Below are 26,338 nucleotides of genomic sequence, written 5' to 3'. Positions count from 1 at the left end.
CTACGTTGTTTACTCATTGAACACCTCTGTCTCAGGCGGCGACTTTACCACCTAAATTGGTGTCCGGGATTAGTAGATCACTACAGTTCCTGTGTTGTGTATAGTGCCCTCATTTCCAACTGGTGCTGATTCCGAATCATCCTAGGCCGGGAATTGCGCTAACTCTCACGAGATACTGACTGGCCTTATCGCTGCCCTGGGTTCGGGTGAAGGTCGGGCCCTCAATAGCCTGCGACCTGACCGTCCTTGCGGCTCTCAGAGGCACCCCAATAAACGCCCTGCTCTTCATCGCGCAGAATTGCCTGATAGCCGCCATAGGGGCCACTTTCAAAGCGCAACTGGTGCCCCATCTGTACCAGCCTGCGGCGCGTTTCCAGAGGGAATCCATCTTCGAGACTCAGGTATCCCCCATCAAGCATCGTCTCGTCTGTAGGCTGGCTGGAGCCACTGTGGAGGATACGCGGCGCATCTCCCGCTTCTTGCACGTTGAGGCCAAAGTCAATCATATTGATCATGATCTGGGCGTGCATCTGCGGCTGTGTGGGCCCACCCATCACACCAAAACTCATCAACGGTTTACCACCTTTGGTCACAAAGGCCGGAATGATTGTGTGAAAAGGTCGTTTACCGGGCTGATACTGGTTGTAGTGCCCCTCCTTGAGACTGAACATTTCACCACGATCCTGAAGAATAAACCCAAGCTCCCCCGGTGTCATACCAGAACCCATGCCACGATAGTTGCTCTGAATCAACGACACCATGTTACCATCGCCATCAGCAACAGTGAGATAGATGGTATCGCCGTGTCTCAGGGCAAGATTGCCGGCATCATATCGTTTGGAAGCGCTCTCAAAATCGATAAGCTTGCGTCGTTCGGAGGCATATTCCTTGGAGATTAGCTGTTTCACGGGCAGACGATTGAACCCAGGGTCAGCGTAATATTTAGCCCTATCCTCGAATGCCAGCTTCTTGGCTTCTGCAAACAGGTGCAGATAGTCCGCGCTGTTTCTGCCCATGGCAGCCAAATCATACCCTTCCAGGATATTCAAGATCTGCAATGCCGCTATACCCTGACCATTGGGCGGCAACTCCCACAGATCGTACCCACGGTAATTGGTGGAGACCGGCTCAACCCACTCTGAGCGATGGGCTGACATGTCTTCATAGGTGAGAAATCCGCCCTGATTTTTAATATAGGCGGCAATTTCCCGAGCAATATCGCCTTTATAGAAAGCATCCCGACCACCTGTTGCGATACGGCGATAAGTCTTTGCCAGGCGGGGATTGCGAAACACTTCACCCTCTTGTGGCGCTCTGCCATTGGGCATAAATGTTTCGCGAAAACCGGGATAATCCTGCAGCCGCGGCACGGACCTGTTCCAGTAGTATGCGACCAACTGGGTTACAGGGAAGCCCTGCTCTGCGTAGTCGATTGCAGGTGCCAGAATATCGTCCATCGGCAAGCGTCCAAACTTTTTGTGGAGCTGAAACCAACCCTCAACGGCTCCAGGAACCGAAACCGGCAAGGGGCCATGAGAAGGGATCTTGCCGTGGCCATTATTGGCAAAATATTCAAATGGGAGAGATTTTGGTGATCGACCGCTGGCGTTGAGCCCGTAGAGTTTTTTATCCTTCGCACTCCACACCATTGCGAACAAATCGCCCCCGATGCCACAACCAGTAGGCTCCATTAGCCCCTGAGCCGCATTGGCGGCAATGGCTGCGTCCACTGCGCTGCCTCCGCGCTTGAGGATATCCAATGCTATCTGCGTCGCGAGGGGTTGGCTGGTGGCCGCCATTCCCCGGCTAGCCAATACGGGTGAACGACTGGCGAAGCCCTCCCCGTTTACCCGGTCGAACGCAACGGCAACCCAGGCACTGCCCAGTAGCGGGCTCAGGTATAGCACGATAAGAACTTTGTGAAATATTTGTCTCATGGAATAGATTCCTCTTCTTTTATACTGATGTAACAGAAGCGGGGTATTTATACCAGCTTCTCTTTTAACTATTCGACGAAAATTCTGTATTGTGAGGTTTGGTAGAGTTACCTTAATTAGGGCTAGGTCCTCTCCCCCGTGCTTTGCTAAAATTTTGTTTTATTTTGAATTAACAATAAATTGATAACGACTTTATAAGTGTATTCTTTTTCGGTGTTCCATCTGATGAACAAATACAAACAGGCTTGCGGAATAAAAGTACAGCCTTTCTAGTGTGTTTCGGTGCCCTTCTGCCAGGCTCAGCAACCTGGATTTTACATACCGCATCCACAACCAGCAGGGCGGGGTCTGCTGGTTGAAAAAAATGTGTCAGACCAGACCCAAACATCCAATTTGGTCAGCGCTGCTGTACACCTATCAAGGGCTCTGGGGATTATGCCCTCCATATATTGAAAAACCCCTTGAACCTCTTCAGCGGTATTGATCGCCTTATAAGTTTTCACACCGATAACTTTGCCACTGATTGGGAAATTTTGCCTCTATAAGCCTGGCCACCTTCGGATAGGCACAAACAGGCCGGGTTCGGACCACCTCGCCACTGTCATCCATTTGCTTGGCCACCAAATACTCCGGAGCTTTATTTTCTTCAACCCATTTTTGCAGCGTCACAAGCGGATCAAATACATCGGGCGCATTGGCATTTTTTTCCCAGCAGTGCCCCATACCCGGCACCATAAACAGTCGCGCATCACGTTTTAACGCAGAAAAGCTGCCGGCGCTTTTTGCTGCCTTTTTGTAATACTCAATGATTGGGTCAGGGATAATCAGTGGATCAGCCAGCCCCTGATACATCAGCAGTTTGGCATGGTTCTTGTTGAGACCAGAGAGATCCGTATCCACTGCATCGGTCAGTGCAGGCACCGGGGACCTGGCAATCAATACCTGCATGGCGTCGGTGGTGATAGCGCTATCGGGATCTGGCGCGTTGACACTGTGCATGAGCAGCTTGCGGTAGCTGTTGGCTGCCAACAGGCCCCAACTGGGCCTTGTCTCAGAACCAAACAGCCAGATGTCCCCGTAGTGTTCAGCACCATAGCGCAAAACGGGATAGACAGTTTCCCCATCCCTGTTTTTTACTCCGCTGTACAGTGTATTCAACATACGGGCTTCTGTAGAGGCCAGGCACTGATTGTTCGGCTTACCTTTTAAATCACACTGCATCGACCTGAAATCAATGCGACAGGCGCCGGGGTTTGATATCACCCCGTCGATCTGGCCATCACTGCCATCGCATTTTTGCATGACTTCGCGTTGCAGAAATGGAACCTTTTCCTTGGACAGTACGTATTCGCCCTCGTTTTTTACCAATTTGGCGAGCCAATTACCCCAAAGCCCGGCATTGCCGCTCAGATCAAAAATGCTGCCACCCGCAGCGATACCGTCAAACAGGTCCGGGTAGCGTTGAGCGGCCATCATGCCGAGGCGACCGCCATTGGAGCATCCGGAGAAATATTTATAGCGTGGACTTTGCTGGTAAAATGCAGTCGCTATGGCCGTTCCGGCAGTCGCAACCACCGGCAACACTTTATGTGCGTAAAGTTCCAGGGCATCCGGATCACCAACACTAAAGCCCGCGTCCCAGCTCTCACCACTGTGACCACCATCCTGACTGATGGCCGCATAGCCGAGTTTCAAAGCTTCGTTAATTGCGTTGGAGTGGCCTTTCTTATCTGGTAATAACTGACCGCAAAAGCCGCCACATCCGGCCATCATAAAACGACCATTCCACTTTTCCGGAAGGCGCATTTCAAAGCCCACCCGCCCATCAATTTTTCCGCGAACCCGGCAGTAGCGTGGCAAACCCACGCTATCTTGCCAGGCTGGATAATCGCGCAGGCGCACATTTTCGGGCAGTGCCAGGCTCTCTCCGCACAGTTTCAATTCCGGAGCTTCTCCAGCCCCGGCATTCATTCCAAACAGCAACAAAAAGAAAGCAATTAACAAGAAAGCACTATCCACTACTTTTTTCATGTACGTATCCTCAAGTCGAACACCAAAACCATGAAGCAAACAGGTCTTGCCCATCCCCCCACTGTTACCCGACACTATCGATTCAAATACTCTGCCTGCGGACATTCCAACAACAGGCATGTGCGTGGACGGACCCTGTATAGGTGTACCCTTTTATTTATAGCGGTATTTCGAGCAGGTAGGCACCGCTGCTCACTAAGAAACTGCGTGACCCATCGGAACCTTGAATTTCGCTCCTCTCGTAATCCACCCAGCCGAGCTTGCGGATGCCATCACACCAACTCCGTTCAGATTTTCTTCGCTTATCACAACTGTGCAAATTATCAGAGATCTTCTGGGCAATTTGCCGGATTGGATTAACAGCGCTCTATCAGGAGTGCAGTACCGGTTCCCGCAGCCCCACTGGCAGCCACTATTCCCAACTGTAGACCGCGGCGCTCCAGTTCATCCAACAAGGTCCCAGCCATCACTGCACCGGTGGCGCCCATGGGGTGCCCCAAAGCAATCACACCGCCATTCACATTTAACTTGTCCTGGTCAATCTCAAGATCGCGACGGCATTTGATCACAGTCGCCGCAAAGGCCTCATGCAATTCAAAAAGATCCACATCGGCAGCGGTGAGGCCCTGTTGCTGCATCAATGTGTCAACCGCCCTGGCACAGCCGGTGTTTACGGTCATAAGGTCATCGCAAAGGCTGACTGCCCCGCGGATTCTGGCTCGCCTCGGCAGTCCCATATCCCTACCCAACTGCGCATCCCCTATCCACAAAAGCGCTGCACCGTCAGCCATGGCTGGGGAATTGCCAGCGGTGTGGATATGACGGATAGCGCTGAGCCCCTCCACACCCTGCAGTTGCAGGGCGTCCACCCCACTCGCACCCAGTTCGGCAAAAGCTGCTGGCAGCTGCGCCAGAGATTCCAGTGTGGTGCCATCACGGATGCACTCATCGGTCTTTACCACAATGCCCTTGGCCGCATTGGTAATGGGCACGATGGAGCTAAACCAACCAGCATCCCTGGCCCGCGCCGCTCGCTGTTGGCTCTGCAGTGCAATGGCATCAGCCTCCTGCCGGGATACTGCGTACAGTGAGGCAACCAGGTCGGCACCCGAGCCCATCATCAGCATACGACACCGGGCTGCCAGGGCGGCATCGCTAAAAACGGAAGCGCGATCCGACAACATGGGGATGCGTGACATCATCTCCACCCCTCCAGCCAATATCGAAGATGCCTGGCCAGCACCGACCTTGAGAGCGGCGAAGTTAATGGCATCAAGGCCGGAGGAGCAAAAACGGTTGAGTGTGATACCCGGCACCTGTTCAGGCCAGCCGGCATAGAGCAGTGACGTTTTGGCAATGTTGGCGGCCTGTTCACCAGCCTGAGTGACACAGCCCAGGATCACATCCTGGACTCTCGCCTTATCCAGCCCTGTGCGGGACTCCAGCGCTTCATAGAGATGCTTCATCAATTCCAGAGATGTCAACTCGTGCAGTCCGCCCGATGCTTTGGCACGTCCCCGTGGGCTGCGAATGGCATCGTAGATATAGGCTGAATTCATGTATCTACTCCCACGATAAAACTGGCACAAGTGGTGGCACTGCCACCCAGATTAAAGGTACCCATATTCTTCGCTCCCGCTATTTGATAGTCCCCGGCCTGGCCGGTGACCTGCCGGTGGCAGTCCAGCACCATGCGCACACCGGTGGCGCCCACTGGGTGCCCCAACCCAATCAGGCCACCACTGGCATTGATCGGCAGATCGCCATCCGCGGCAATGCGGCCCTCCTCGATTGCTTTCCAACTTTCGCCCGGCGCCGTCAGGCCGCAGTGATCAATCACCATATACTCGGTGATGGAAAAGCAATCGTGTACCTCCAGGCCATCCAAGTCTGTGATGTCTCCCAGTTTGGCACGGGTCAGGGCATCGCTGAGCAGCTGTTGGATATGGGGAAATAACAGCGGATTGCCGTCACTGTGGTGCAACTTGGCTTCCAGCTCAATGGCGGCTGAGCGGTGCCCCCAGCCCTTGATACGGGGGATATCCCGCAGACTGAGGTTGTGCTGCCGAGCATAAGCCTTGGCGGCCCGTTCACTGGCTACAAAAACACAAGCCGCACCATCGGTAATTTGTCCGCAGTCGGATTTGCGTATACGCCCTTCGATAATGGGATTGTGGATGTTACTGTCGGTAAAGAACTCGGGTTCAAACTGCCAGTTGCGCGATTGCGCGCGGGGATTTTTCCTCGCATTGGCAAAATTCAGCTTGGTAATTGCCCGCAGGTAGGTGGTATCGATGCCGTGGCGGCGCTCATATTCATCGATAATACGGCTGAACATAAAGGGCCAGGGGTAGTCGCAGTGCTGCGCTTCTACCCCCTTCCAGGTGGCTGCACCCAAATAATCGGCACCGGTTTTCCCCGGCACGTTGCGCATATATTCCAGCCCCAGCACACAGGCCAGATCGCAATCGCCACAGCGAATATCCCGGATGGCCCCCAGCAGGGCCATGGAGCCAGAAGCACAGGCAGCTTCATGGCGTGTGGTGGGCACACCGTTTAACTTCGGAAATGCCTGGGCAAAGAATCCACCCAGCAGCCCCTGCCCGGCAAACAGGTCGCCGGCAAAATTCCCCACATGCCCGACCTCAATCTGATCGGGATCAAGCCCTGTGGCTGCCAACCCCTGCTCCAGGCAGGAGCGAAACATTGCGTAGATATCCAGGCCTTCGCGGGCCCAGTTTCGGGCAAAATCGCTCTGGCTGCCACCCAGTATATAGACACTTGCCGACATGGTTATTTTTCCTCTGCCCCGGTTTGCGCGCAGGCCCCGGCCGCAATGCGTTCACCGACCCACTGTTGCAAAACAAAGCGCTGCACCTTACCCAGGGGATTCCTGGGCAGTTGCTCAAACAATTCCAAACGCTCTGGCAACTTGATCCTGGCGACACCCTTGCCACACAAATAATCGACCAGTTTGTCGAGTTTCGGTGCACTGATATCATCGCTGGGCACCACACAGGCACAGATACGTTCACCCAGGTCAGCATCGGCATAGGAGCAGACTGCGACATCACTGGTGCCGGGCAACCCCTCCAGCAGAACATCGATCTCAGAGGGGGATATTTTCATACCACCGCGGTTGATGATGTCTTTGCAGCGCCCGGCAATGCGATAAAAGCGGTTTCCCTCTCCACAGATTTCCACCAGATCCCCGCTCAGGAAATAGCCATCTTCGGTAAACACCTCCAGTGCATCTGCCCCCCAATAACCATCAAAGACTGTGGGTCCCTTAACCGCCAATTCTCCGACTACGCCCGCTTGCGTGATCTCCTCGCCGGTATTTGGGTCGACAACTTTGGTCCAGATGCTCTTGCTGGCTCGGGATTGCCAGGTAAGACCAGCTGCGCCGAAACGTGGAAACATATAGGCTCGCACCGAGGGCTCAGGCACATCCACGGGTCTCGACACCAAACTGATGCCCTCGTTGGAGCCGTAGTAATTCACCACACCAATACCGTAATCGCCCTCAAATTTTTCTATCATCCAGGGTGATAGCGGTGCGGATCCGGAACCAATGGCACGCAAGGTCGAAAAATCGAATTGTCCCCACAGAGATTCATTTTTTGCCAGGCGGGTGAGCAATGAGGGCGGCGCAAGCGTAAAGCTGACCCGCTCATTCTGCAGCTGCTGCAGAAAAATCTCCGGCTCAAAGGGCTGATGTAAAACCAGTGTGCAGCCTGATAAGGCAAAGGGATATAGAAAAGCGCTCACTGAGGCCATATTGACCAGTGGAAAGGGATTTAACAGTACATCACCGGGTCGGTAGTCTCCTGCTTCAATACAATTGAGTGCCACGTTAAGCCACATATTGTGCGAGCGCGGCACCCCTTTGGGCATGCCTGTGGTGCCCGAAGTCCAGCAAAGGGTAAAAATATGATTGGCATCCCACGGATTAGCAGCTTCATGTCTTTGCAGATGCCGGCGTGCCTGGGTATCATCTCCATAGTTTATGTGCAAATTTTCATCCAGCACCAGTACCGATAGGCGGCTGCCCAGAAATTCTGCCATCAGGCTGCCAAATGGCTTACCTTTTAAGGTCTTCATGGCAATGTAGGCGCGGGCATCGAGCGCTTTGGCAATATGATTCAGCTCGTGCTGTCCGTACTGCACCGGTATCGGGGAAATAATGGCACCGATACGGCTAATAGCCAGGTAGCAGATGACCAGTTCCACGATATTGGGTAATTGCACGATAACGCGATCTTCAAAGCCCACACCCTGCGCCAGCAAATGGTGGGCAAGATTGGCACTGGCTCTTTGCAGCTCGGCAAAGGTCAGACGCTGTGGTTCAGAGCCCACCAGTTGATGTCGACTGGGTTGATCCACCAACGCCAGCAAATCCGGTTGTCTGGCTGCTCTTTCCAGTAACAAATCGTGCAGCTTGACCCCCTGCCAAAATCCCCTGTCTTCATATTCCTCTATTTTTTGTCGGGAAGATGTAATCATGATTTTTCCTTTATACTGAAAAGTGAAACTGCCCTGCTTCTATGGGGACATTGCCACCTGATATTCGGTCGTCAATTGTTCTACCACTTGGGCAATGGACTGTATTTGAGTAATGGCGCCCACACCTTGCCCAGCGGACCAGATATCTCGCCAGCGTTTTACATCACCCGCTGCCTTTAAAAAATCGATTTCCGCTGCGTCGGGCATGTTGTCGGGATCATAACCCCCACGAACCAAACTGTTTCGCAACCAATTGGCTTTAACCCCGGTAATTGCGTCGCTGGTAACAATATCGGCTCCAGAAGCACCCACCAGCATCTGTTTATACGCTCTCTGGGCAAGGCTTTCGTGGGTGGGTATAAAGCGTGTCCCCATATAGACGTAATCCGCCCCCAACACTTGGGCCGCACGCACTGCGCGTCCGTTGCCAATGGCGCCGGAGAGAATAATCTCACCATCGAAAAACCCACGCACCTCTTCCACAAAGGCAAAGGGTGAAATATGCCCGGTATGGCCACCTGCGCCAGTGCACACCAGCGCCAAGCCATCCACGCCGGATGCCGCAGCCTTGCGGGCCAGTTCGAGTGACACCACATCGGCATACACTTTGCCGCCATAACGGTGTACCCGATCCACCGCCTCCCGGGGGCTGCCCAGTGCCGTAATCACAAGGGGAACCCGGTACTCTGCCGCCAGCGCCAGTTCCTCGTGGCGGCGGCTATTACTGCGGTGCATAACCAGATTGATAGCCCAGGGGATTGCCAGGGATTTTGCGGTCAGCGCTTCGGTAATACGGCGCAACCAGCCATTGAGGTCCTGCAGGGTCCTGGCATTGGGCGCGGGAAAGGAACCGACGATACCCGCTTCACAACTTGCCAGTACCATTTCCGGCCCGGACACTAAAAACATGGGTGCCTGAATAATGGGCAATGTTAGTTTTTCTGACTCGCTTTCTTTTAATATTGAGTCGGGCCCACTCCTATCACTCATTTTACAACAACCCCCAGGCTATCTCTCGGCACAAATACAGGCCCGTGACAACAGGCTTTTGTTATTAGACTTAATTGATAAAGATCCTATATCAAAAGAATGCGTTCAAACAAGCATCCACACAAGAAACTTCTATATAAAAAATATAAATAACAAACCATTCATGATTTTTATCGAGCCTTTTGGCATCTCAAAAAGCACTCAAAATCCAGCTTGCGCTAATAGACTTATGGTTATAAACTGCAGAAATGGCCACTAAGTAATTAAGCCCATACCTGTATCAGGTGAATATATAAGAGGCCCTGTATGCCGATGCAATCCCCTAAAAACGCACTCTTCCCAACTACCGTCAATTGTCTTGGTGAATTTTCACAACTGGAAGATACCCCGCAGTGGATTTACGAGTTGGACAATCCCTATTTGCACGGTGTCTATGCGCCTACGAATAATATCAATACTCACGCTACGAATTTGGAAATAGAGGGAGAAATCCCAGCCGATATGTACGGCGCCTATCTGCGCAACGGCCCCAATCCCCGCCAAAAGCCCTCTTCCCTATACCATCCATTTGATGGAGACGGCCTGGTGCAGGGACTCTACTTCAACAATGGTCAGGTCACCTACCGCAGCAGCCAGATACAAACGGCAGCGCTACTACGCGAACAGAACGAGTGCCAGGCTGTCTGGCCCGGCGTGATGGGAACTTTTGATTTCACCCTGCCGGACTTTCCTATCAAGGACACCGCCAACACGGATATCATCTGGCACAATGGCCGCCTGATCACCCTGTGGTATAACGCCGGCATTCCCTACACGCTGGATCCCATTACCCTGGAAAATCTGGGACCGTTGCAATCACCCAGCAAGCTGACCCGCAAAATGTCGGCGCATTCGCGTGTTGACTGGGAAACCGGGGAAATGTTTTTCTTTGATTTCGGCGACACGCCACCCTATATGAATTACGGTGTTCTCGGAGCCGATGGCAGACTTAAGCACGAGTGCCCCATTGACCTACCCGCCCCGCGTTTGCCCCACGAGATTACCTTTACCAGTAATCACGCCATATTGCACGACCACCCACTGTTTCACGATATTCATATCCTTCGGCAGCACGGGCGGCGAATCATCCGTTTTCACCGTGACATGCCCACCCGTTTCGGGCTGATTCCACGGCTGGGCAGCCAAGTCACCTGGTTGGAATGTGAACCCTGTTATGTACTACACACCTCCAATGCCTGGGAAGAGGGCGACTGGGTGGTTATAGATGGCTGTCGCTCAACCAATCCCATGCCCGACGCCGATCCCGAGGAGGGCACGCTCTCCCATATGCTTGCCTATATGCGCCTGGAAGCCAATAACTACCGCTGGCGCCTTAACCTGCGCACAGGAGAAGTGAGAGAGGGGCCGATCGATGACTTAAATTCGGAATTCAACAAGAGCAATCAACTGTTTCACGGCGTAAAAACCCGCTATGCCTACCATCAAAAAATCCCTCTGCGGCGCGATGGCGGGCACACCTTACGCTTTACCGGATTAATCAAGTACGACAATGAAACCGGTAGGCGTCAGGAGTGGGATTACGGTCCTGGGGTGTTTGGCAGCGAAACCCCCTTTGTCCCCAAAAAGGGCGCTGACCGCAGCAGTGCCGAAGACGATGGCTACCTCACCACCTTTGTCACGGACACCCGGAGCTGGCGTTCCAGTTGTTTGATTTTTGATGCCCGGGATATTACTTCCGGTCCACTGGCGACCGTCAGGCTGCCCCATAGAATACCTTACGGTTTTCACGGCTGGTGGGCGCGCGGAGAGGATATTTACCGTTAACCCCACTGGTCTTAAGGACGGGATTGGGAATAGACAAGCGAGCGAAGCAGATGATGATCAATAGTCCTCACTATACGCTTTTCGCCTCACAGCATCTATCGGCTGTCCCGTGCTCAAGCCTCGATCAGCGCTTGTGCCATAGGGCACGACCTATCGTCCAAAACCGGCAAGGGGCTCAGGCTGAAAACAATTACAAGCCCGCAGGCCTTCCCCTTTTTTAAACTCATTAACTATTGTCACCTTGAACCGAAATTTGTATTGATCAGCGCATACAAAGATAGCTTAAAAAATATCACCCCTTTCACCATACAGGATTTGTTTGGCGAGAGTGGATTTGAGTGCTACGGCTATACCACCACATAATAAAAACTATGGAGAATAAAGATGAACACCAGAATCGGAAAAATTCCACTGTCACTGCTGGCCAGTGCCATCGTTACAGTCACCGGCACCGGCGAGGCGAGTGCTGGGAGTATTGAAGAAATCGTTGTCACCGCTGAAAAGAGATCTGCCAGTATCCAGGATGTCCCTCTGGCAGTCTCTGCCATTAGTGGTGACGATATTGGTAGCGGAAAAATTGCAGATGTCAATGACGTCACCCTAAAAACTCCGAATGTCAATTTCACCCAGTTTAATTTGGGCGAACCGCGCTTATACGTGCGCGGTATCGGCAACAGTTCTGACTCCGCGGCCAGTGATCCGGCAGTGGGGGTTTTTATTGACGATATCTATATTGGTCGCACCGGCGGCAGCGGCTTCGATCTAATCGATTTGCAACGCATAGAGGTGCTCAAAGGGCCCCAGGGCACTCTATATGGGAAAAACACCAATGGCGGCGCCATTAATATAATCACCAGGCGCCCAACCTATGAAAATTCCATGGAATTCAGTTTTACCACCGGCAATCAGGGATTGTACCAAGCCCAGGCACTGCTCAACGGTGGTATTACTGACACTGTGGCAGGCAGGGTCGGTATTGCGCGCAAGCAGCGCGATGGCTTTGAGGATAATGTACTCCGCCCCACCGATGTCATTGTCGACAGCGCTCTGAACAACAGCCCGATTATCGGCAATTCCTCGCTCTCCAGTGGCGGTCGTCTGGGAGACCGGGACAACGTCGTTATGCGGGCTCAGCTGCTGTTCGACCTCAGCGAGGAAACCGAACTGCTGTTGGGAGCGGACTACTCAAAAGACCAATCCAACGGAAGTTGCAATCATTTGCAGAATATTTCCGCTGGCGGGCCCACTGCGCCATTGTGGCAAAATGCCATCGACGGGATATCGCCCCGATATACCCGCGACAAGCGCACCTGCGCCACTCAGTATGATGTTTCCCAGCAACGGGAAGCCCGGGGCGTGAGCGCCCGTTTTGAGCACAACCTGGCCTGGGCCGACCTAATGTCCATTACCGCCTGGCGTGCCAGCGATATCGCGACACTGGACGATCTGACTGGTATTCCCCTGACGGATATCACCGTGCCCTACTCCACGCCGGAAAATGTCATCAATGGTGTCGAGGAGCATGCCGCACAGTTTTCACAGGAATTTCGCCTGAGCGGTGGTAATGACAACATCGATTGGATCACCGGGGTCTTTTATATGCACGAAGACGTCGACCGCGATGAGGAATTCTATACGCGCTACAACGTCGCACTACAATCGTTGGGCCTCGCCGCCGAAGGCGATGTGCTGTTTCAGCAAGATAATACCACCACTACCACTGCACTCTATGGCCAGGCAGACTGGAATATCAATGACAACTGGATGCTCACCTACGGTTTGCGCTGGAGCCGGGACAAAAAGGAAATTAGGCAGGATGCACGGGATTTACTGGGCACCGGTTTTCCCACCGGTGTGCCGCTGATCCTGCCGGCATTTGCGCAAGCGGTGCAGGGCGCGCAGGACTGGGATCAAATTACGCAAAGGGCCTCTATCAATTACCGTTTTGGTGAGGACGCCCTGATGTATTTGACTTACTCCGAAGGCTTCAAAAGCGGTGCCTTTCCCTCCCAGGCAAATACCGCTGCCAACGCCGTAAAAACTGTGGACCCGGAACTGGTAAAAAACGTCGAAGCGGGATTGAAATCCTCCTGGTTTGACAACCGACTGCTGTTCAATGTTGCCTATTACGATTCCAGGTACGATGATATGCAGATCTTTGAACTGACCCCCACCCTGCTGCTGGTGCTAAACAATGCCCAGGCCACCTCCCGCGGCGTTGAAACCACACTCGATTTTGCCGCCACAGACCGGCTGGCATTTCGCGCAGCCTACAGCAGTGGCAGAGCCCGTTTTGATGAATATGTCACCCCCGGCGGCGACGACCGCTCCGGAAACTGGCTGCCCTGGGCACCGGACAAGTCCGGCGCGCTGGATATGGACTACACCTTGCCGTTAGCCTCCGGGGGCATGCTGGCTGTGAACCTAAACTATGCCTGGAAGGGGGAATCCTTTGCCACATCGTCCAATGCAGATATTACCCATCTGGATGCCTACGGTATTTGGGGCGCTTCCATTGCCTGGACCAGCAGCGATGATTCACTGTCGCTGCGCGCCTGGGGCAAGAATCTGGGTGACGAAGACCAGACCGTATCACTGGTCGTTGATCCCACAGGGATTACCTCGGAAAAATACATGGACCCGAGAACTTACGGTATCACCGTGTCCAAAACTTTTTTCTAGTAGATAAAAGTTCATAAAACCGGGCACATACTACCGCCGTTGGGTGACATGTGCCTGAAACCGGGCCGGCTGACAAAAACCGACAGGGCCTAACCGATTTCTACTTCACCCGCTTTGGGTACGGCATTGCAGGTTTGACAGATCACATCGGTGGCCAGCTCCTGGCCGCAGGGCTTGTGTACCAGAGTCAGGGGGTGTTTGACCTTTGGCAACCACTCCAATACCCACTGTCGCAACGCCATGGTAAGCGGGTACAGGGCTTTGCCCTTCGGGGTCAGATGATACTCGTAACGGGGAGGATTGTTCTGGTATGCACAGCGAGCAAAGATATCCGCCCCAACCAGCAGTTTGAGGCGGTCAGCGAGAATATTGGTGGCCGCGCCCAGTTGCTGATGAAAGTCGTCGTAGCGCCGCAGGCCCACAAAGGCCATGGCCATCAGCAGAAGAGTCCAGCGGTCGCCGATAATATCCACCACATGACCCAGCAGCTGGGGCTGTCCTGCAGTGCGGCTGCGGCGGCTGCCACCCAAGCCGGTTAATTTTTTCACGGCCCTGCCCTCGGGTAGGGTTTTAACCACTCTTTCAACGTCGTCATAGCGCAGTTTTACCCTGCAATGACGACATATCGCGAGCGGATGGAGGCTGTGACCTCTGCCGACCTTGTGACGAAGCGTGACGGGTAAATCAGAGGACTTAATTCCACTCCACTGGGTTTCCCACTGCCACACCAGCAGCGCCCAGGGATAGAGGGCCAGGCCCTTGCCCGTGAGCCTGTACTCATGGCGCAGTGGTGCTGCCTGGTAGGGGTTCCTGTACAAAACGCCCTGCTGAACCAAGGTTTCCAGGCGCTTTGACAGGGTGCCGCGCGAAGCACCGGTCCTGGAACGAAAGGCTTCAAAACGATGCTGACCGAGAAAGATCTCGCGCAGAACGAGAATGGTCCATCGATCTCCCAGTAGATTAAGCCCCCGGGCCACAGGGTTGGATAATATCTGATGAGCTGCTTGCATGGCGGGCATGCTACTTGAAAGTCCAGTTCTGATAAACAGTAACTTTGAGGGCACACTTGCATTCAGTGTGATTCGCCTGTTAGTCTAATAACAAAAGTTACTTTGCTCAATAGAATCTGGCTGCCAGTACAGAAACGTGCAGCCAATAAAAATATTAGTTTCTGGAAAAAGTCATGGCCACTTGGTTTCAACAACACCGCGACAAATTCAACCGCGCCCTGGACGCGTGTAAATATCGCTACGCTTGGAGTGCCTATCCCGAAAGTCCCAGCAGCAAAATTCACGGCACCCATGCCGCAGCTGCGGGCAGGGCCCGCTTTGAGTCCCTGCTCAATAACGACTACCCCCTGACACTGCCCGGTGAGGTGAGCCGCATCGGCGCCGAGGTGTCCCCCTATACCGGCGCACCACTGGGCATTGGCTATCCCAAGGTGGATATCGATACCATCATGAACGCCGCCCAGGCCGCTATCCCCCCCTGGCGGGACAGTGACGTGGAGACCCGGGTCGGGGTGTGCCTGGAGATTCTGGAGCGCTGCGCCGGGCAATTGTTTGAAAACGCCCACGCCACCATGCACACCGCCGGGCAGAGTTTTATCATGGCCTTTGCCGGCAGTGGCGCCAACGCCCTGGATCGCGGGCTGGAAGCGCTGGCCTATGCCTATAAAGCCATGGTCGACGTGCCTACCAGCGCTGACTGGCAACGGCGTTTTGGCAAGGACAGCAGTGCCAGGCTGACAAAACACTACAAACTTTTACCCCGCGGCCCCAGCGTTAATGTCTGCTGCGCCACCTTCCCCCTGTGGAACGGCTATCCGGCGCTATGCGCCAGCCTCGCCACGGGCAACCCGGTGATCTTCAAACCCCACCCCAATGCCATTCTCCCCGTGGCTTTGGTGGTGAGCGTGTGCCGTGAGGTGCTCGCCGAAGCGGGCTTCAGCCCCGACCTGGTTTCCCTGGTGGCGGATACCCGCGAGCAACCGGCCACCACCACACTGCTGCAGCACCCGGCCACGGCAATTATCGACTTCACCGGCAGCCCCCACTTTGGCCAGTGGATTGAAGCGCACTGCCGCCATGCCCAGGTCTACACCGAGACCGCCGGCTGCAACGCGGTGGTAATGGAGTCCTGCCACGATATGGCGGCCATGTGCCGGGCCGTGGCCCACTCTTTGTGCCAGGCCTCGGCGCAGATGTGTACCAGTGTGCAGAATATCCATATCCCCGCCCAGGGTATTGTCGCCGGTGGCCGGCGCATCGGCTTCGAGCAACTGGCAGGTGCTCTGGTGGCAGCGGTGGAGGAACATCTCGCCGAACCGCGACAGGCCGCACTGCTGTGCGGCGCACTGGTCAACGACGATATTTGCACAACCCTGGAGAAGGCGCGGGCACTGGGGGTCCAGCATGGGCAGATACTGCGCCACAGCAACCCCTATACACACCCCGAATACCCTTCAGCCCGTACCGCTACGCCGCTGATGATCGCCCTCGATCAGAGCCAGCAGGCCCTGTACAGCAGGGAATTTTTTGGCCCTGTTTCTTTTTTAATCAAGGGGCCCAGCGCCGAGCGCTGCCTGGCCAGTGCTACCGACAACGCCAAACGCTATGGCGCCATTGCCTCCCACGTCTACTCTATCAACGAAGCCTTTTTACACGCCGCACAGGACGCCTTCAATCACGCCGGCGCTTCGGTCGCCTGTAACCTGACCGGCATGCCGATCAACTTCGCCGCTGCCTACAGCGACTACCATGTCACCGGCCTGAACCCGGCGGGCAGCGCCTGTCTGACCGACCTGGCCTTTGTAGCCAGCCGCTTTCGCATTGTGCAGCGCAAAACCCTGTACGCTGCATCCGAGGCTTAGCCCGCAATGACCAATGTATTTGTGATCGGCATCGGCATGACCGAGCTGGGTAAAACCGTACAGCGCAGTGTGAAAGACATGACCGAAGTGGCTGTGTCCCTGGCACTGCGGGACGCCAGCCTGGAGCGCCGCGCCATACAGGCGGCCTGGTTTTCCAACAGCCGCCAGGGATTGCTGGAGGGGCAAAATGGCATTCGCGGTCAGTGCGCACTGCGGCCATTGGGGTTTCAGGGCATCGCCATTGCCAATGTGGAAAACGCCTGTGCCTCGGGCGCTACCGCGGTACTGCAGGCCGCGGCCCATATCGAGGCGGGTTTTTGTGATGTGGCGCTGGTGGTGGGTGCCGAAAAGATGTTTTTCCCCCAGCGCCGGGAGGCCATGTTCAAGGCCTTTAACGGGGGTACGGATATCTATCGCCTGGAGGAGTTTCAACAGCAGTGCCGCCGGCAATGTCGGGAGCTTATTCCTCCGAAGCAGCAGCGCGAGACTGAAACCACCGATCACAGCTTTTTTATGGAAAGCTACGCCGCTCAGGCCCGGCTGCATATGCAGCGCTTTGGCACCACCCAACGGCAACTGGCCATGGCCGCAGCAAAAAACCATCGACACTCGCGTTTTAACCCCCTGGCCCAATACCGCCACAGCTTGAGCGTGGAGCAGGTATTACAGCAGCGCAGTATCGTCTGGCCCTTCACCCTGCCCATGTGCGCCCCCATCTCCGACGGCGCCGCCGCTGCGGTGCTGTGCTCGGCCTCAGTGCTCAAGCGGCTGGGCGGGCGCAAGCGCGCGGTTCGCATTCGCGCTATACACCTGGCCAGTGGCAGCAATCGCCCGGCGAGAGACTTCGAGCATCACATTGGCCGCCTGGCTGCACTGCAGGCCTATGCCCAGGCGCAGATTGAGCCGCGCGATATCGATGTGGCGGAAGTGCACGACGCCACCGCCTATACGGAGATTCAACAACTGGAAAATTTGGGCCTGTGTCCGCTGGGGGAAGGCGGCCCCTTTACCGAGAGTGGGGACACCGCCCTGGGCGGTTCAATGCCGGTCAACCCCTCGGGCGGATTGGTATCCAAGGGACACCCGGTTGGCGCCACAGGTATCATCCAGTTATACGAACTGGTACACCAATTGCGCGGCGAAGCCGGACCCCGGCAGGTGGTCAACCCCCGAATCGCTGTGGCTGAAAATGGTGGCGGCTTCTATGAAACCGAGGAGGCCGCCACCGTGGTCACCGTACTGGAGCGTGCCACAACATGAGTTTGAGCACCGCACTCCCCCTGCCCATTGAGCACCTCTACCGCGGCTGCGCCCGCAACCCCGACGGCATTGCGGCTCAGGACCCCGAAGTGCTTATCCGCTATCGCGAACTATTAATCCGTGTCGAGGCACTGGCGCTGGCCCTGCTGGACAGGCTGGCACCGGGCAGCCACGTCGGTCTGTGCGCGGGCAACCACATCGACCACCTGGTGGCACACCTGGCCATTATCGCTGCCAGGCTGGTGTGGATTCCCATCAACCCCAGCAACGGCCCCCGGCTCAATGCCGCGCTAATTGCCAGCAGTGATATGCAGCTGCTGCTGGTGGATAGCCACAATCGAACAGCCATTGCCGACAGTGCCGTCGAGCAGCTGGCCCTGGACGCGCAAACCGGTCAGGATTGTCGCAACCTGATCGCCCGCTACCGGGGCCGGCCCTTTGCACGGCAACTCCCTGACCCCGCTGCCACCATGGCCATCAAGTTTACCGGCGGCACCACAGGCCAGCCCAAGGGTGTACTGCAAAGCCACGCCAATGTCGCAGCAGTGATCGCCAATATGCAGGCGGTGTACCGGTTTCGCCAGGAGGACACGAACCTGGCCGTAGCGCCGCTAAGTCACGGCGGCTCTCACTACATACTGCCACTACTCAGCGTTGGTGCGCGCCATATCCTCCTGCCCAGTGCCGATACCGACGCCATGGTGGAGGCCCTGGCACACCAGGGCGCCAGCGTCAGTTTTATGCCGCCCACACTCATCTACAAGCTGTTGCAGCGGCTGGAAACCATGCCGCACCGGTTTAGCCATCTGCGCCAGCTCACCTACAGCGCCGCACCCATGCCACCGGAGCGTATCGCCCAGTGTCTCGAGCGGCTGGGGCCCTGCCTGTCCACCGTCTACGGCCAGACTGAGGCCCCAATGACCATCACTGCACTCAGCACCCGGGAAATGTGCCGCGAGGAACTGCGCGGCTCCGTGGGCCGGGCCTGTGTTCACAGCGAGGTGGCCATTGTCGATACCGACGGGCGAGCCCTCTCCGTAGGCCAGACCGGTGAGATCGCGGTGCGCGGCGCTCTGGTGAGCCCCGGCTACTACCGAGCTACCGGGGCCACCAGTGCCACTTTTCGCGATGGTTGGCTACGAACGGGCGATCTGGGGTATCTCGATGCCAACGGCTACCTGTTTTTGCAGGGGCGCAGGGTGGAATTGATTATCTCCGGTGGCTTCAATATCTACCCCGCCGAAGTAGAAAACGCCCTGGTCGGCCTAGCCGGTATTGACGAGGCAGTCGCCTTCGGTGTGGCGGATAACTACTGGGGCCAGCGCCTGGAAGCCGCTGTCTGCCTGGCTCCCGGCACAACCCTGCAGGCCGATACCATACGTACACTGGCAAAACCGCTGCTGGGCCCGGTAAAAACCCCCAAGGCCATCCATATTCTGCCCGCCCTGCCCCGCAACCCGGTGGGCAAGGTGGTGCGAAGAGAGGTGCAGGCTCTGGTATATCCCCGCTGAGCGCGATGGCATGTGACAGAGGTCATGTTTATTCGCAACAAATATCCAAAATAGGGCTCACACTATGGTCGATATCGGCACTAGCGGTATGAAGCGCATGGCGCAGTTTGCAAAAACACAACCGCGCCCCGGTATGGCGGGCAATCTGGATTACCAGATTGAATCTATCATCGAAGGCCGGGTGGTTTACCACTACACACCCAAGCAACGGCACCAGAACCTGATTGGCTCATTGCACGGAGGGATTCTCGCAGCGCTTTTGGACAGCGCCATGGGCGCCGCTGTGATGACCAGGCTGGGCCCCGGCGAAAATCACAGCATGGTCGACCTGACGGTAAAATTTATTGGCGCGGTTCGAGATGAAGAACCATTAATCATCGAGGCACAGGTGGATCATTGCGGCAAACGCCTGTTCGCCACCAGTGGCAGCATCCGCACGGCAAAGGGCCGATTGATTGCGCGTGCCCTGGCAAATGCGGTGCGACTGTAATTACCGCGCGCCCGGACTCTGGCGCTTTATCACCAACAGGCATTTTATCACTGTATTATTATACAGCTTCAGTCGCTATCTTCTTGGTGAAAAGCACTGAGTATGGCAAGGCGCTCCACTAGAGTCATCTCTAACGGACCTGTATACAATCCGATACTGGCGCGCAGGAAAAAATTAAACAAACCAATACCCCTTGCACAGAGGCTTTCCGAGGCGCCGGGACAGACTGCCCAGGCTCCAGTGCAAGGGCAGTCTGCTATACAGTTAGCGCAACAAATGATGACCGGAGTTTACATAGAGCACATGTTCAAACACCCCGGCCATCGTGAAAGGCAGTCAGCACCCATCTCAAAGCCGAATCTTATTGCGATTCTTCTCAAGGGTTGCTGTGCCAATCCCTTTGACATCCAGCAGCTGTTCCACCGACGTAAATGGGCCGTGCTTTTCCCGGTACTCGACGATCAACTGTGCTTTCTCTGTTCCCACGCCTTCCAGCTTTTCTGCCAGCTCAGTAACGGAAGCACTGTTGACGTTGATTTCAAAAACCACCGGTTCAGCGGTTTCTGACCCCGTATCATTTGCAGTGATTGCCGGTGACAGGCTAAGCGAGAAAACGAGAACAAGCAGGGCATGGGTTAATACGCGGATATTTTTCATGATAGGCTCCCAGTGAAAGTATTTTTATTTCACATTGGGACTGCTCTTACTCCCCCAAGCCGCAGCATAATACCAACACACTGAGCAAAATCCGCTTACCATCAATTACACTGCATCACACCGGTCAAGGCAGGCAATCCTTATTGATCCGCAATCTCAGCCAATATATCCCGCAGTGACCTCAAAGGATCACTGGTTGCTGTAATCGGCCGCCCGACTACCAGAAAGTCGGCGCCCTGAGCCCGGGCATCGGACGGCGTGAGTGTGCGTCGCTGGTCTCCGCTATTGCTCCAGTTCGGGCGGATACCGGGGGTCACCAGCATAAATTCTGGCCCACAGGTCTCGCGCAGGACCCGAGCTTCACGCGCCGAGCACACCACACCATCGAGACCGCAACTTTTAGCGCTGGCGGCGAGAGACAGCACCTGCGCTTTCAGAGGTCTGGAAACCCCCGTTGCCGCCAGTTCCTCCGCAGTGGTGCTGGTCAATACGGTTACCCCGATCAGCAATGGCTTTTTTTCACCAAATTCCCTCAGAGCCTGCATTGCTGCGCTCATCATTCGCTCACCACCACTGGTGTGTACGTTGACCATCCAGACACCGAGACGTGCAGCAGCCTTTACCGCTGCGGCAACGGTATTGGGGATATCGTGAAACTTCAGGTCCAGAAAAACCTCAAAACCGCGCCCAACCAGGGTACGGACCAGATCGGGGCCCGCTGCGGTAAATAATTCCTTGCCAACTTTCACCCGGCAAAGCGCGGGGTCCAGCTGGCTGGCCAACGCCAGAGCCTTGTCGGCATGGTCGTAATCCAGTGCAACAATAATCGGGGAAGAAACCTGAGCCTGCAAAGAAATACCTCATGAAAATTGCTTTTATCCAATGGCCAACGACAGGATGGGCCTGAGCGCCTTCGCTGTCTGCTACTATTACTCGCCCTCAATTCCCTTAACGGAGCGAACAGAATCCCAGTGTTTGCAACTGGGACAGAGCCAGTGCAACTGATTGCCGGAAAAACCACAGTTGCTGCAGCGATAGTGGGGGCGGCTGGCAATCAATTGATCTATCAGTGTCTTGAGTAAGGACAGATTCTCACGCGCCCTGCCCTGTGCTGTTCCGATATACAGATCGAGAAAACGCCCCAGCCCCCGCAGAGATGGGCGCAGTGCCAATTGCTCACCCATAAAAGCAGCAGCGGCTGCTTCACTATCCTGCTGTTGGATGCGTTCTGTAAGCGCAATGAGAACACTGTTGGAGGGATGCTCACTCAAGAGAGACTCCAGGTAGCGATCCAGCCCCTTTCCGTCCCCCAACTCACCGTAGCAGGTAATCAAAAGCTCCAGTATTTCTGGAATATAATCCGGGTTCTGCTTGGGAATGCGCTGTAGCGCTTTAATGGCGTCTCGGGGTTTGCCAAGCAAATATTCCAGGCGCGCCCACAGCAGACAGGCCCGTATTGATCCGCGATCATATCCCAGGGCTGCGTCGAGGTGTTTGCGCGCGCTGAGATAATCCTTAGCGGTAATCGCCTCCTCCGCCAGTTCACAGCAAAAGTGGGCCTGTACCGACGCCCAGTCGGGTGACAAGCGCTTGAAGCGGCGGCCATGGAGCAAATTGACAGCGTGAATAGCCTTGGCCCATTCGCGTTCATCCCGATACACCTCGACAAGGTGTTCAAGGCTTGTGGCACGCAGTTCCTGGGCCGTCTCCACCAATTCTTGCAGCAGGCGCTCAGCCCGATCGAGCCAGCCTGCAGCAATATAGTCACAGGCCAGTTCAAACTGCGCTTTTTGCTGACTCTGTCGGGCCAGACTGGGGCGTGCCAGGAGATTCTGATGTACCCGTATCGCCTGGTCGTACTCCCCCCGCCGGCGCAGCAGGCTGCCCAGTGCCAAGTGGGTTTCAAAGGTTGTGGGGCTGACTTCGAGGGAATCGATAAACTTGTCGATGGTGTCGTCGTGGCGCTCACTCAGAAGATAATTGAGCCCCTGGGCATAGGAGCGGGCCAGGGATTCCTCCTGTTCGCTACAGTCAGGTTTCTTCCTGGAGCTACCTCGCCCTAATACCCAGCCGATAGCGATCGCTGCCAGCAGGAAAAAGAAGTAGGTAATATCAGGCAATTCAGTCTCCAGAAACCTTTTGGTGCGCAGCGTGCAGCTCACGCTCCAGCTTCTTGAGCTGCTTGTTCAGTCCGCGTACACGGCGGCGCTGGGAATACACAGGGAGTAAACTGGCCAGGAAGCCCAACAGAACCCCCAGCAGCAAAGTGCTGATGAGCCACACCCCCACACTGCCTGAATACAGGGCATTACCTGCAATCACCGGCGCTATAACCTGGGGATTTTCCACAGCGAAATAAATGCCGAAGGCCACACACACCAGGGCCAACAGGCCATAGGCAATATGCAACAACCAGCGCAAAAATGACAAGGGAACCTCCGAGTTCCACTAAGAAGGCTTTATCGACCAACACCTTGGGCTTTCGGAACGCACTATAGGATCACCAGCGAAAGCCGATTATCAACCCAGCCGTGCAGTGTAATCATACTTCGATCCCCGTTCCTGCATGCATACTGCGATTAACTCTGTCGCGCAGTTCTTTGCCCGGTTTAAAATGGGGCACGTATTTGCCGGATAGTGCAACCGCATCACCAGTTTTGGGGTTCCGTCCGGTGCGGGGTCCGCGGTAGTGCAGGGAAAAACTGCCAAAACCCCGTATTTCAATGCGCTCTCCCTGGGAGAGTGCGTCGGACATGGTATCCAGCAAGACCCTCACCGCCAATTCTACATCCTTTACTGGCAGCTGATCCAATCTCAACGCAATCCTTTCGATCAGTTCGGATTTGGTCATGCGCTCGGCAACCTCTGCAAGTTATTGATTATTTTGGCGTAGTCCAGCAATCATCTAATACAAAGCCGGACTGGGCAACCCCAGTCCGGCTCTCGGAGCGCACCAAATAGATTATTTGACGCACTGACTGAACAGTCAGGAAAGATTAGTCCTTATTGTTCATCTGTGCCTTGATCAAGTCACCGATCGTGGCTGGCTGCACCTGTTCGGACTGCTTTTTGCTGTGATCCTTGACAGCCTGCTTCTCATCATCCTGGTCCTTGGCTTTGATAGACAGGCTGATCACACGGTTCTTGCGATCCACGCTGGTGATTTTAGCCGTTATTTCATCGCCTTCTTTCAGGACATTGCGAGCATCTTCAACCTTGTCGCGGCTGATTTCGGAAGCCCGCAGAATACCTTCGACTTCATCCGCCAGGGAAATGACCGCCTGCTTGGCATCCACCTCTTTGATAGTCCCGGTGACAAAGCTCCCGCGGTCGCTGGTTGTAACGAAGTCGGAGAACGGATCGGACTCCAACTGCTTGATGCCCAGGGAGATACGCTCGCGTTCGGAATCGATACCCAGAATGACGGTCTCAATTTCGTCGCCCTTCTTGAACTTGCGAACCGCTTCCTCGCCCGCTTCGTTCCAGGAGATATCGGATAAATGAACCAGGCCGTCGATGCTGCCATCGAGACCGATAAAGATACCGAAATCGGTGATGGACTTGATCTTGCCGGAGATTTTATCGCCCTTGGCGAATTTACGTGCAAAGGCATCCCACGGATTTTCCTGGCACTGCTTGATACCCAGGGAAATGCGTCGACGCTCTTCGTCGATATCGAGAATCATCACCTCTACTTCGTCGCCCACCTGGACAACTTTGGACGGGTGGATATTCTTGTTGGTCCAATCCATTTCGGAAACATGCACCAGGCCCTCTACCCCCTCTTCCAACTCGGCAAAACAGCCGTAGTCGGTCAGGTTGGTGACAACGGCTTTCACGCGGCTGTTTTCCGGGTAGCGCTTCTTGATGGATACCCAGGGGTCTTCGCCCAGTTGCTTCAAGCCCAAAGATACACGGCTGCGCTCGCGGTCGAACTTCAAGACTTTTACCTGGATCTCATCGCCAACATTCACAATTTCGCTCGGATGCTTGATACGCTTCCAGGCCATATCGGTGATGTGCAGCAGGCCGTCGATACCGCCCAGATCTACGAACGCACCGTAGTCGGTCAGATTCTTCACAATACCCTTGATGCTCATGCCTTCCTGCAGGCTCGCCAGCAGGGCCTCGCGCTCTTCGGAAGTGGCAGCCTCCATCACCGCTCGACGGGAAACCACAACATTGTTGCGCTTGGCATCCAGCTTGATAACCTTGAATTCAAGCTCTTTCCCCTCCAGGTGCGCGGTGTCGCGAACCGGGCGGACATCGACCAGGGAGCCGGGCAGGAACGCGCGGATATTGGCAACATCAACCGTAAAGCCACCCTTAACCTTGCCACTGATAACCCCTTTGACCACCTCGTCAGCTGCGTGGGCCGCATCGAGAATTTTCCAGGCTTCAGCGCGCTTGGCTTTCTCGCGGGACAGTCGGGTCTCCCCGAAGCCGTCTTCCACTGCTTCCAGGGCAACTTGCACTTCGTCACCCACCTGCAGCTCTATTTCGCCTCTGTCATTGATGAACTGGGCAGCGGGTATAACGCCTTCAGACTTCAGGCCCGCGTGTACAGTTACCCAGTCTTTATCCACATCAATAACAACACCGGTAACAATTGCACCCGGTGCCATTTCGACGCTTTTCAGGCTCTCTTCAAATAATTCAGCAAAGCTCTCGCTCATTACATTACCTATAGTGAGGGGTTCAGCCGTTGGTAACTGTTGAGTGTAGTCAACCGCCAGCCGCGACCCCAGCCGCGCTGCCAGCACGCGGGTCGGATTACAACAACGGCCGGGCAATCCTGGCAAGACCCGGCCGTTGTCGTTAAAAAAACGGGTTGGTACTGGTTATGCGGGTTTAGGGAACCCCGGGCTGGATCCGGTCGAATACCAGCGTCAGTACCCGCTGCAGGACTGCCTCAATATCGACCCCGGTACTGTCGAGCTCAACCGCATCCTCAGCGGGAGCAAGGGGAGAGGCTTCTCGATTCATATCCAGTGTGTCACGGGCACGGATGTCCTCCAGCAGGTCGCGGAGGCTAACAGAAACCCCCTTCCCCCGCAACTGCGCCGCCCGCCTTCTGGCGCGCTCCTCGGCACCCGCGGTCAAGTAGATTTTGACTTGAGCGTCGGGGAAAACGGTAGTGCCCATATCCCGGCCATCTGCCACCAGACCTGGCAGCCGGCGAAAATTCCGCTGTCGTTGCAGCAGTGCCGCACGCACCCCGGGAATGGCAGCCACCTTGGAGGCGGCCATACTCACCCGCTCCATGCGAATATCACTGGTCACCTCGCGCCCCTCCAGGAGTACCCGCAGCCGACCATTGTCCACAACAAAGCGAACATCAAGCGCCTTTGCCACCTGCGCCAGCGCGATCTCACTGGTCAGGTCCACACCTCTGTTCAGAGCCGCCAGCGCCGCCGTGCGATAAAGGGCGCCCGAATCAAGCAGGGCGAAATTCAACCGGGCCGCCAGCAGCTTGGCAATGGTGCCCTTACCAGATCCGCTGGGCCCATCAATCGTGATTACCGGCGGCAGCTCGTTTGCATCACTCATATATTTTTTGCACAACTCAACCTCTTTA

Annotated in this window: 20 protein-coding genes; 6 read left to right on the top strand and 14 right to left on the bottom strand. The window is 55.3% G+C overall.

Translation table 11 applies throughout. The features are described from left to right. Positions 1-221 precede the first annotated feature (221 nt). The 6 genes from ggt to Q1A48_RS14205 all read right to left on the bottom strand — a co-directional run bounded on the left by ggt (position 222) and on the right by Q1A48_RS14205 (position 9,464). Positions 222-1,937 carry a gamma-glutamyltransferase gene (gene ggt / locus Q1A48_RS14230; RefSeq protein WP_299946087.1) on the bottom strand — a complete coding sequence of 572 codons (1,716 nt, stop codon included), beginning with the start codon at positions 1,935-1,937 and terminating at the stop codon, positions 222-224. A gap of 489 nt (positions 1,938-2,426) precedes the next feature. Next, positions 2,427-3,968: a tannase/feruloyl esterase family alpha/beta hydrolase gene (locus Q1A48_RS14225; protein ID WP_299946086.1), complete on the bottom strand. Its 1,542-nt coding sequence runs from the start codon at positions 3,966-3,968 to the stop codon at positions 2,427-2,429. 356 nt (positions 3,969-4,324) lie between these two features. Continuing rightward, entirely contained in the window at positions 4,325-5,527 is a 1,203-nt protein-coding gene (locus Q1A48_RS14220; RefSeq protein WP_299946084.1) for an acetyl-CoA C-acyltransferase, read from the bottom strand. Beyond that, positions 5,524-6,759 (bottom strand): acetyl-CoA acetyltransferase, encoded by a 1,236-nt coding sequence (locus tag Q1A48_RS14215; protein ID WP_299946082.1) that lies wholly within the window; start codon positions 6,757-6,759, stop codon positions 5,524-5,526. The genes Q1A48_RS14220 and Q1A48_RS14215 overlap by 4 nt, the downstream gene beginning before the upstream one ends. A 2-nt stretch (positions 6,760-6,761) precedes the next feature. After that, entirely contained in the window at positions 6,762-8,474 is a 1,713-nt protein-coding gene (locus Q1A48_RS14210; RefSeq protein ID WP_299946079.1) for a class I adenylate-forming enzyme family protein, read from the bottom strand. Between the two features lie 39 nt (positions 8,475-8,513). After that, the gene (locus tag Q1A48_RS14205) at positions 8,514-9,464 is read right to left on the bottom strand and encodes a nitronate monooxygenase (RefSeq protein ID WP_299946076.1); all 951 of its coding nucleotides are present in this window, start codon (positions 9,462-9,464) and stop codon (positions 8,514-8,516) included. Positions 9,465-9,770: 306 nt separating this feature from the next. On the opposite strand from Q1A48_RS14205, the gene Q1A48_RS14200 reads away from it, so the two are divergent. Together Q1A48_RS14200 and Q1A48_RS14195 are read left to right on the top strand one after the other, a co-directional pair. Further along, positions 9,771-11,288, top strand: a complete 1,518-nt coding sequence (locus Q1A48_RS14200; RefSeq protein WP_299946073.1) for a carotenoid oxygenase family protein — start codon at positions 9,771-9,773, stop codon at positions 11,286-11,288. Positions 11,289-11,672: 384 nt separating this feature from the next. After that, entirely contained in the window at positions 11,673-13,970 is a 2,298-nt protein-coding gene (locus Q1A48_RS14195) for a TonB-dependent receptor (protein WP_299946072.1), read from the top strand. Between the two features lie 89 nt (positions 13,971-14,059). On the opposite strand, the gene Q1A48_RS14190 is transcribed toward Q1A48_RS14195, so the two are convergent. Further along, on the bottom strand, positions 14,060-14,980 hold the full coding sequence (locus Q1A48_RS14190) for a helix-turn-helix domain-containing protein (RefSeq protein ID WP_299946069.1): 921 nt from the start codon (positions 14,978-14,980) through the stop codon (positions 14,060-14,062). Positions 14,981-15,153: 173 nt separating this feature from the next. Here Q1A48_RS14190 and paaN point away from each other — a divergent pair, with 173 nt between their 5' ends. The 4 genes from paaN (at position 15,154) to Q1A48_RS14170 (ending at position 20,103) form a co-directional block, all read left to right on the top strand. Then, positions 15,154-16,842, top strand: a complete 1,689-nt coding sequence (gene paaN / locus Q1A48_RS14185; protein WP_299946067.1) for a phenylacetic acid degradation protein PaaN — start codon at positions 15,154-15,156, stop codon at positions 16,840-16,842. 6 nt (positions 16,843-16,848) lie between these two features. Next, positions 16,849-18,102: a thiolase family protein gene (locus tag Q1A48_RS14180; protein ID WP_299946065.1), complete on the top strand. Its 1,254-nt coding sequence runs from the start codon at positions 16,849-16,851 to the stop codon at positions 18,100-18,102. Further along, complete coding sequence (locus Q1A48_RS14175) at positions 18,099-19,613, top strand: AMP-binding protein (protein WP_299946063.1); 1,515 nt, start codon at positions 18,099-18,101, stop codon at positions 19,611-19,613. Before Q1A48_RS14180 ends, Q1A48_RS14175 begins: the two co-directional genes overlap by 4 nt. A gap of 64 nt (positions 19,614-19,677) precedes the next feature. Then, positions 19,678-20,103, top strand: coding sequence for a PaaI family thioesterase (locus Q1A48_RS14170; RefSeq protein WP_299946060.1), 426 nt, complete (start codon positions 19,678-19,680; stop codon positions 20,101-20,103). A 348-nt stretch (positions 20,104-20,451) separates the two neighbouring features. Here Q1A48_RS14170 and Q1A48_RS14165 read toward each other — a convergent pair whose 3' ends face one another. The 7 genes from Q1A48_RS14165 to cmk form a co-directional block, all read right to left on the bottom strand. Continuing rightward, positions 20,452-20,760: a ComEA family DNA-binding protein gene (locus Q1A48_RS14165; RefSeq protein ID WP_299946058.1), complete on the bottom strand. Its 309-nt coding sequence runs from the start codon at positions 20,758-20,760 to the stop codon at positions 20,452-20,454. A gap of 140 nt (positions 20,761-20,900) precedes the next feature. Next, positions 20,901-21,611: an orotidine-5'-phosphate decarboxylase gene (gene pyrF, locus Q1A48_RS14160; protein ID WP_299946055.1), complete on the bottom strand. Its 711-nt coding sequence runs from the start codon at positions 21,609-21,611 to the stop codon at positions 20,901-20,903. Between the two features lie 78 nt (positions 21,612-21,689). Continuing rightward, positions 21,690-22,880: a lipopolysaccharide assembly protein LapB gene (lapB, locus tag Q1A48_RS14155; protein ID WP_299946052.1), complete on the bottom strand. Its 1,191-nt coding sequence runs from the start codon at positions 22,878-22,880 to the stop codon at positions 21,690-21,692. Between the two features lies 1 nt (position 22,881). Then, entirely contained in the window at positions 22,882-23,190 is a 309-nt protein-coding gene (locus Q1A48_RS14150; RefSeq protein ID WP_299946050.1) for a lipopolysaccharide assembly protein LapA domain-containing protein, read from the bottom strand. A 112-nt stretch (positions 23,191-23,302) separates the two neighbouring features. Further along, entirely contained in the window at positions 23,303-23,611 is a 309-nt protein-coding gene (ihfB, locus tag Q1A48_RS14145; protein ID WP_299946048.1) for an integration host factor subunit beta, read from the bottom strand. A 145-nt stretch (positions 23,612-23,756) separates the two neighbouring features. Then, entirely contained in the window at positions 23,757-25,436 is a 1,680-nt protein-coding gene (gene rpsA, locus Q1A48_RS14140) for a 30S ribosomal protein S1 (RefSeq protein WP_299946046.1), read from the bottom strand. A gap of 175 nt (positions 25,437-25,611) precedes the next feature. Next, a complete protein-coding gene (cmk, locus tag Q1A48_RS14135) occupies positions 25,612-26,310 on the bottom strand; it encodes a (d)CMP kinase (protein ID WP_299946044.1) in 699 nt (232 codons plus the stop codon). Between the last annotated feature and the right edge of the window lie 28 nt (positions 26,311-26,338).

Origin of the sequence: uncultured Microbulbifer sp. (assembly GCF_947489355.1) — a bacterium.
Lineage (GTDB): Bacteria > Pseudomonadota > Gammaproteobacteria > Pseudomonadales > Cellvibrionaceae > Microbulbifer.
The sequence above is the reverse complement of the archived record's forward strand: the minus strand, read 5'-3'. Positions and strand labels throughout refer to the sequence as shown.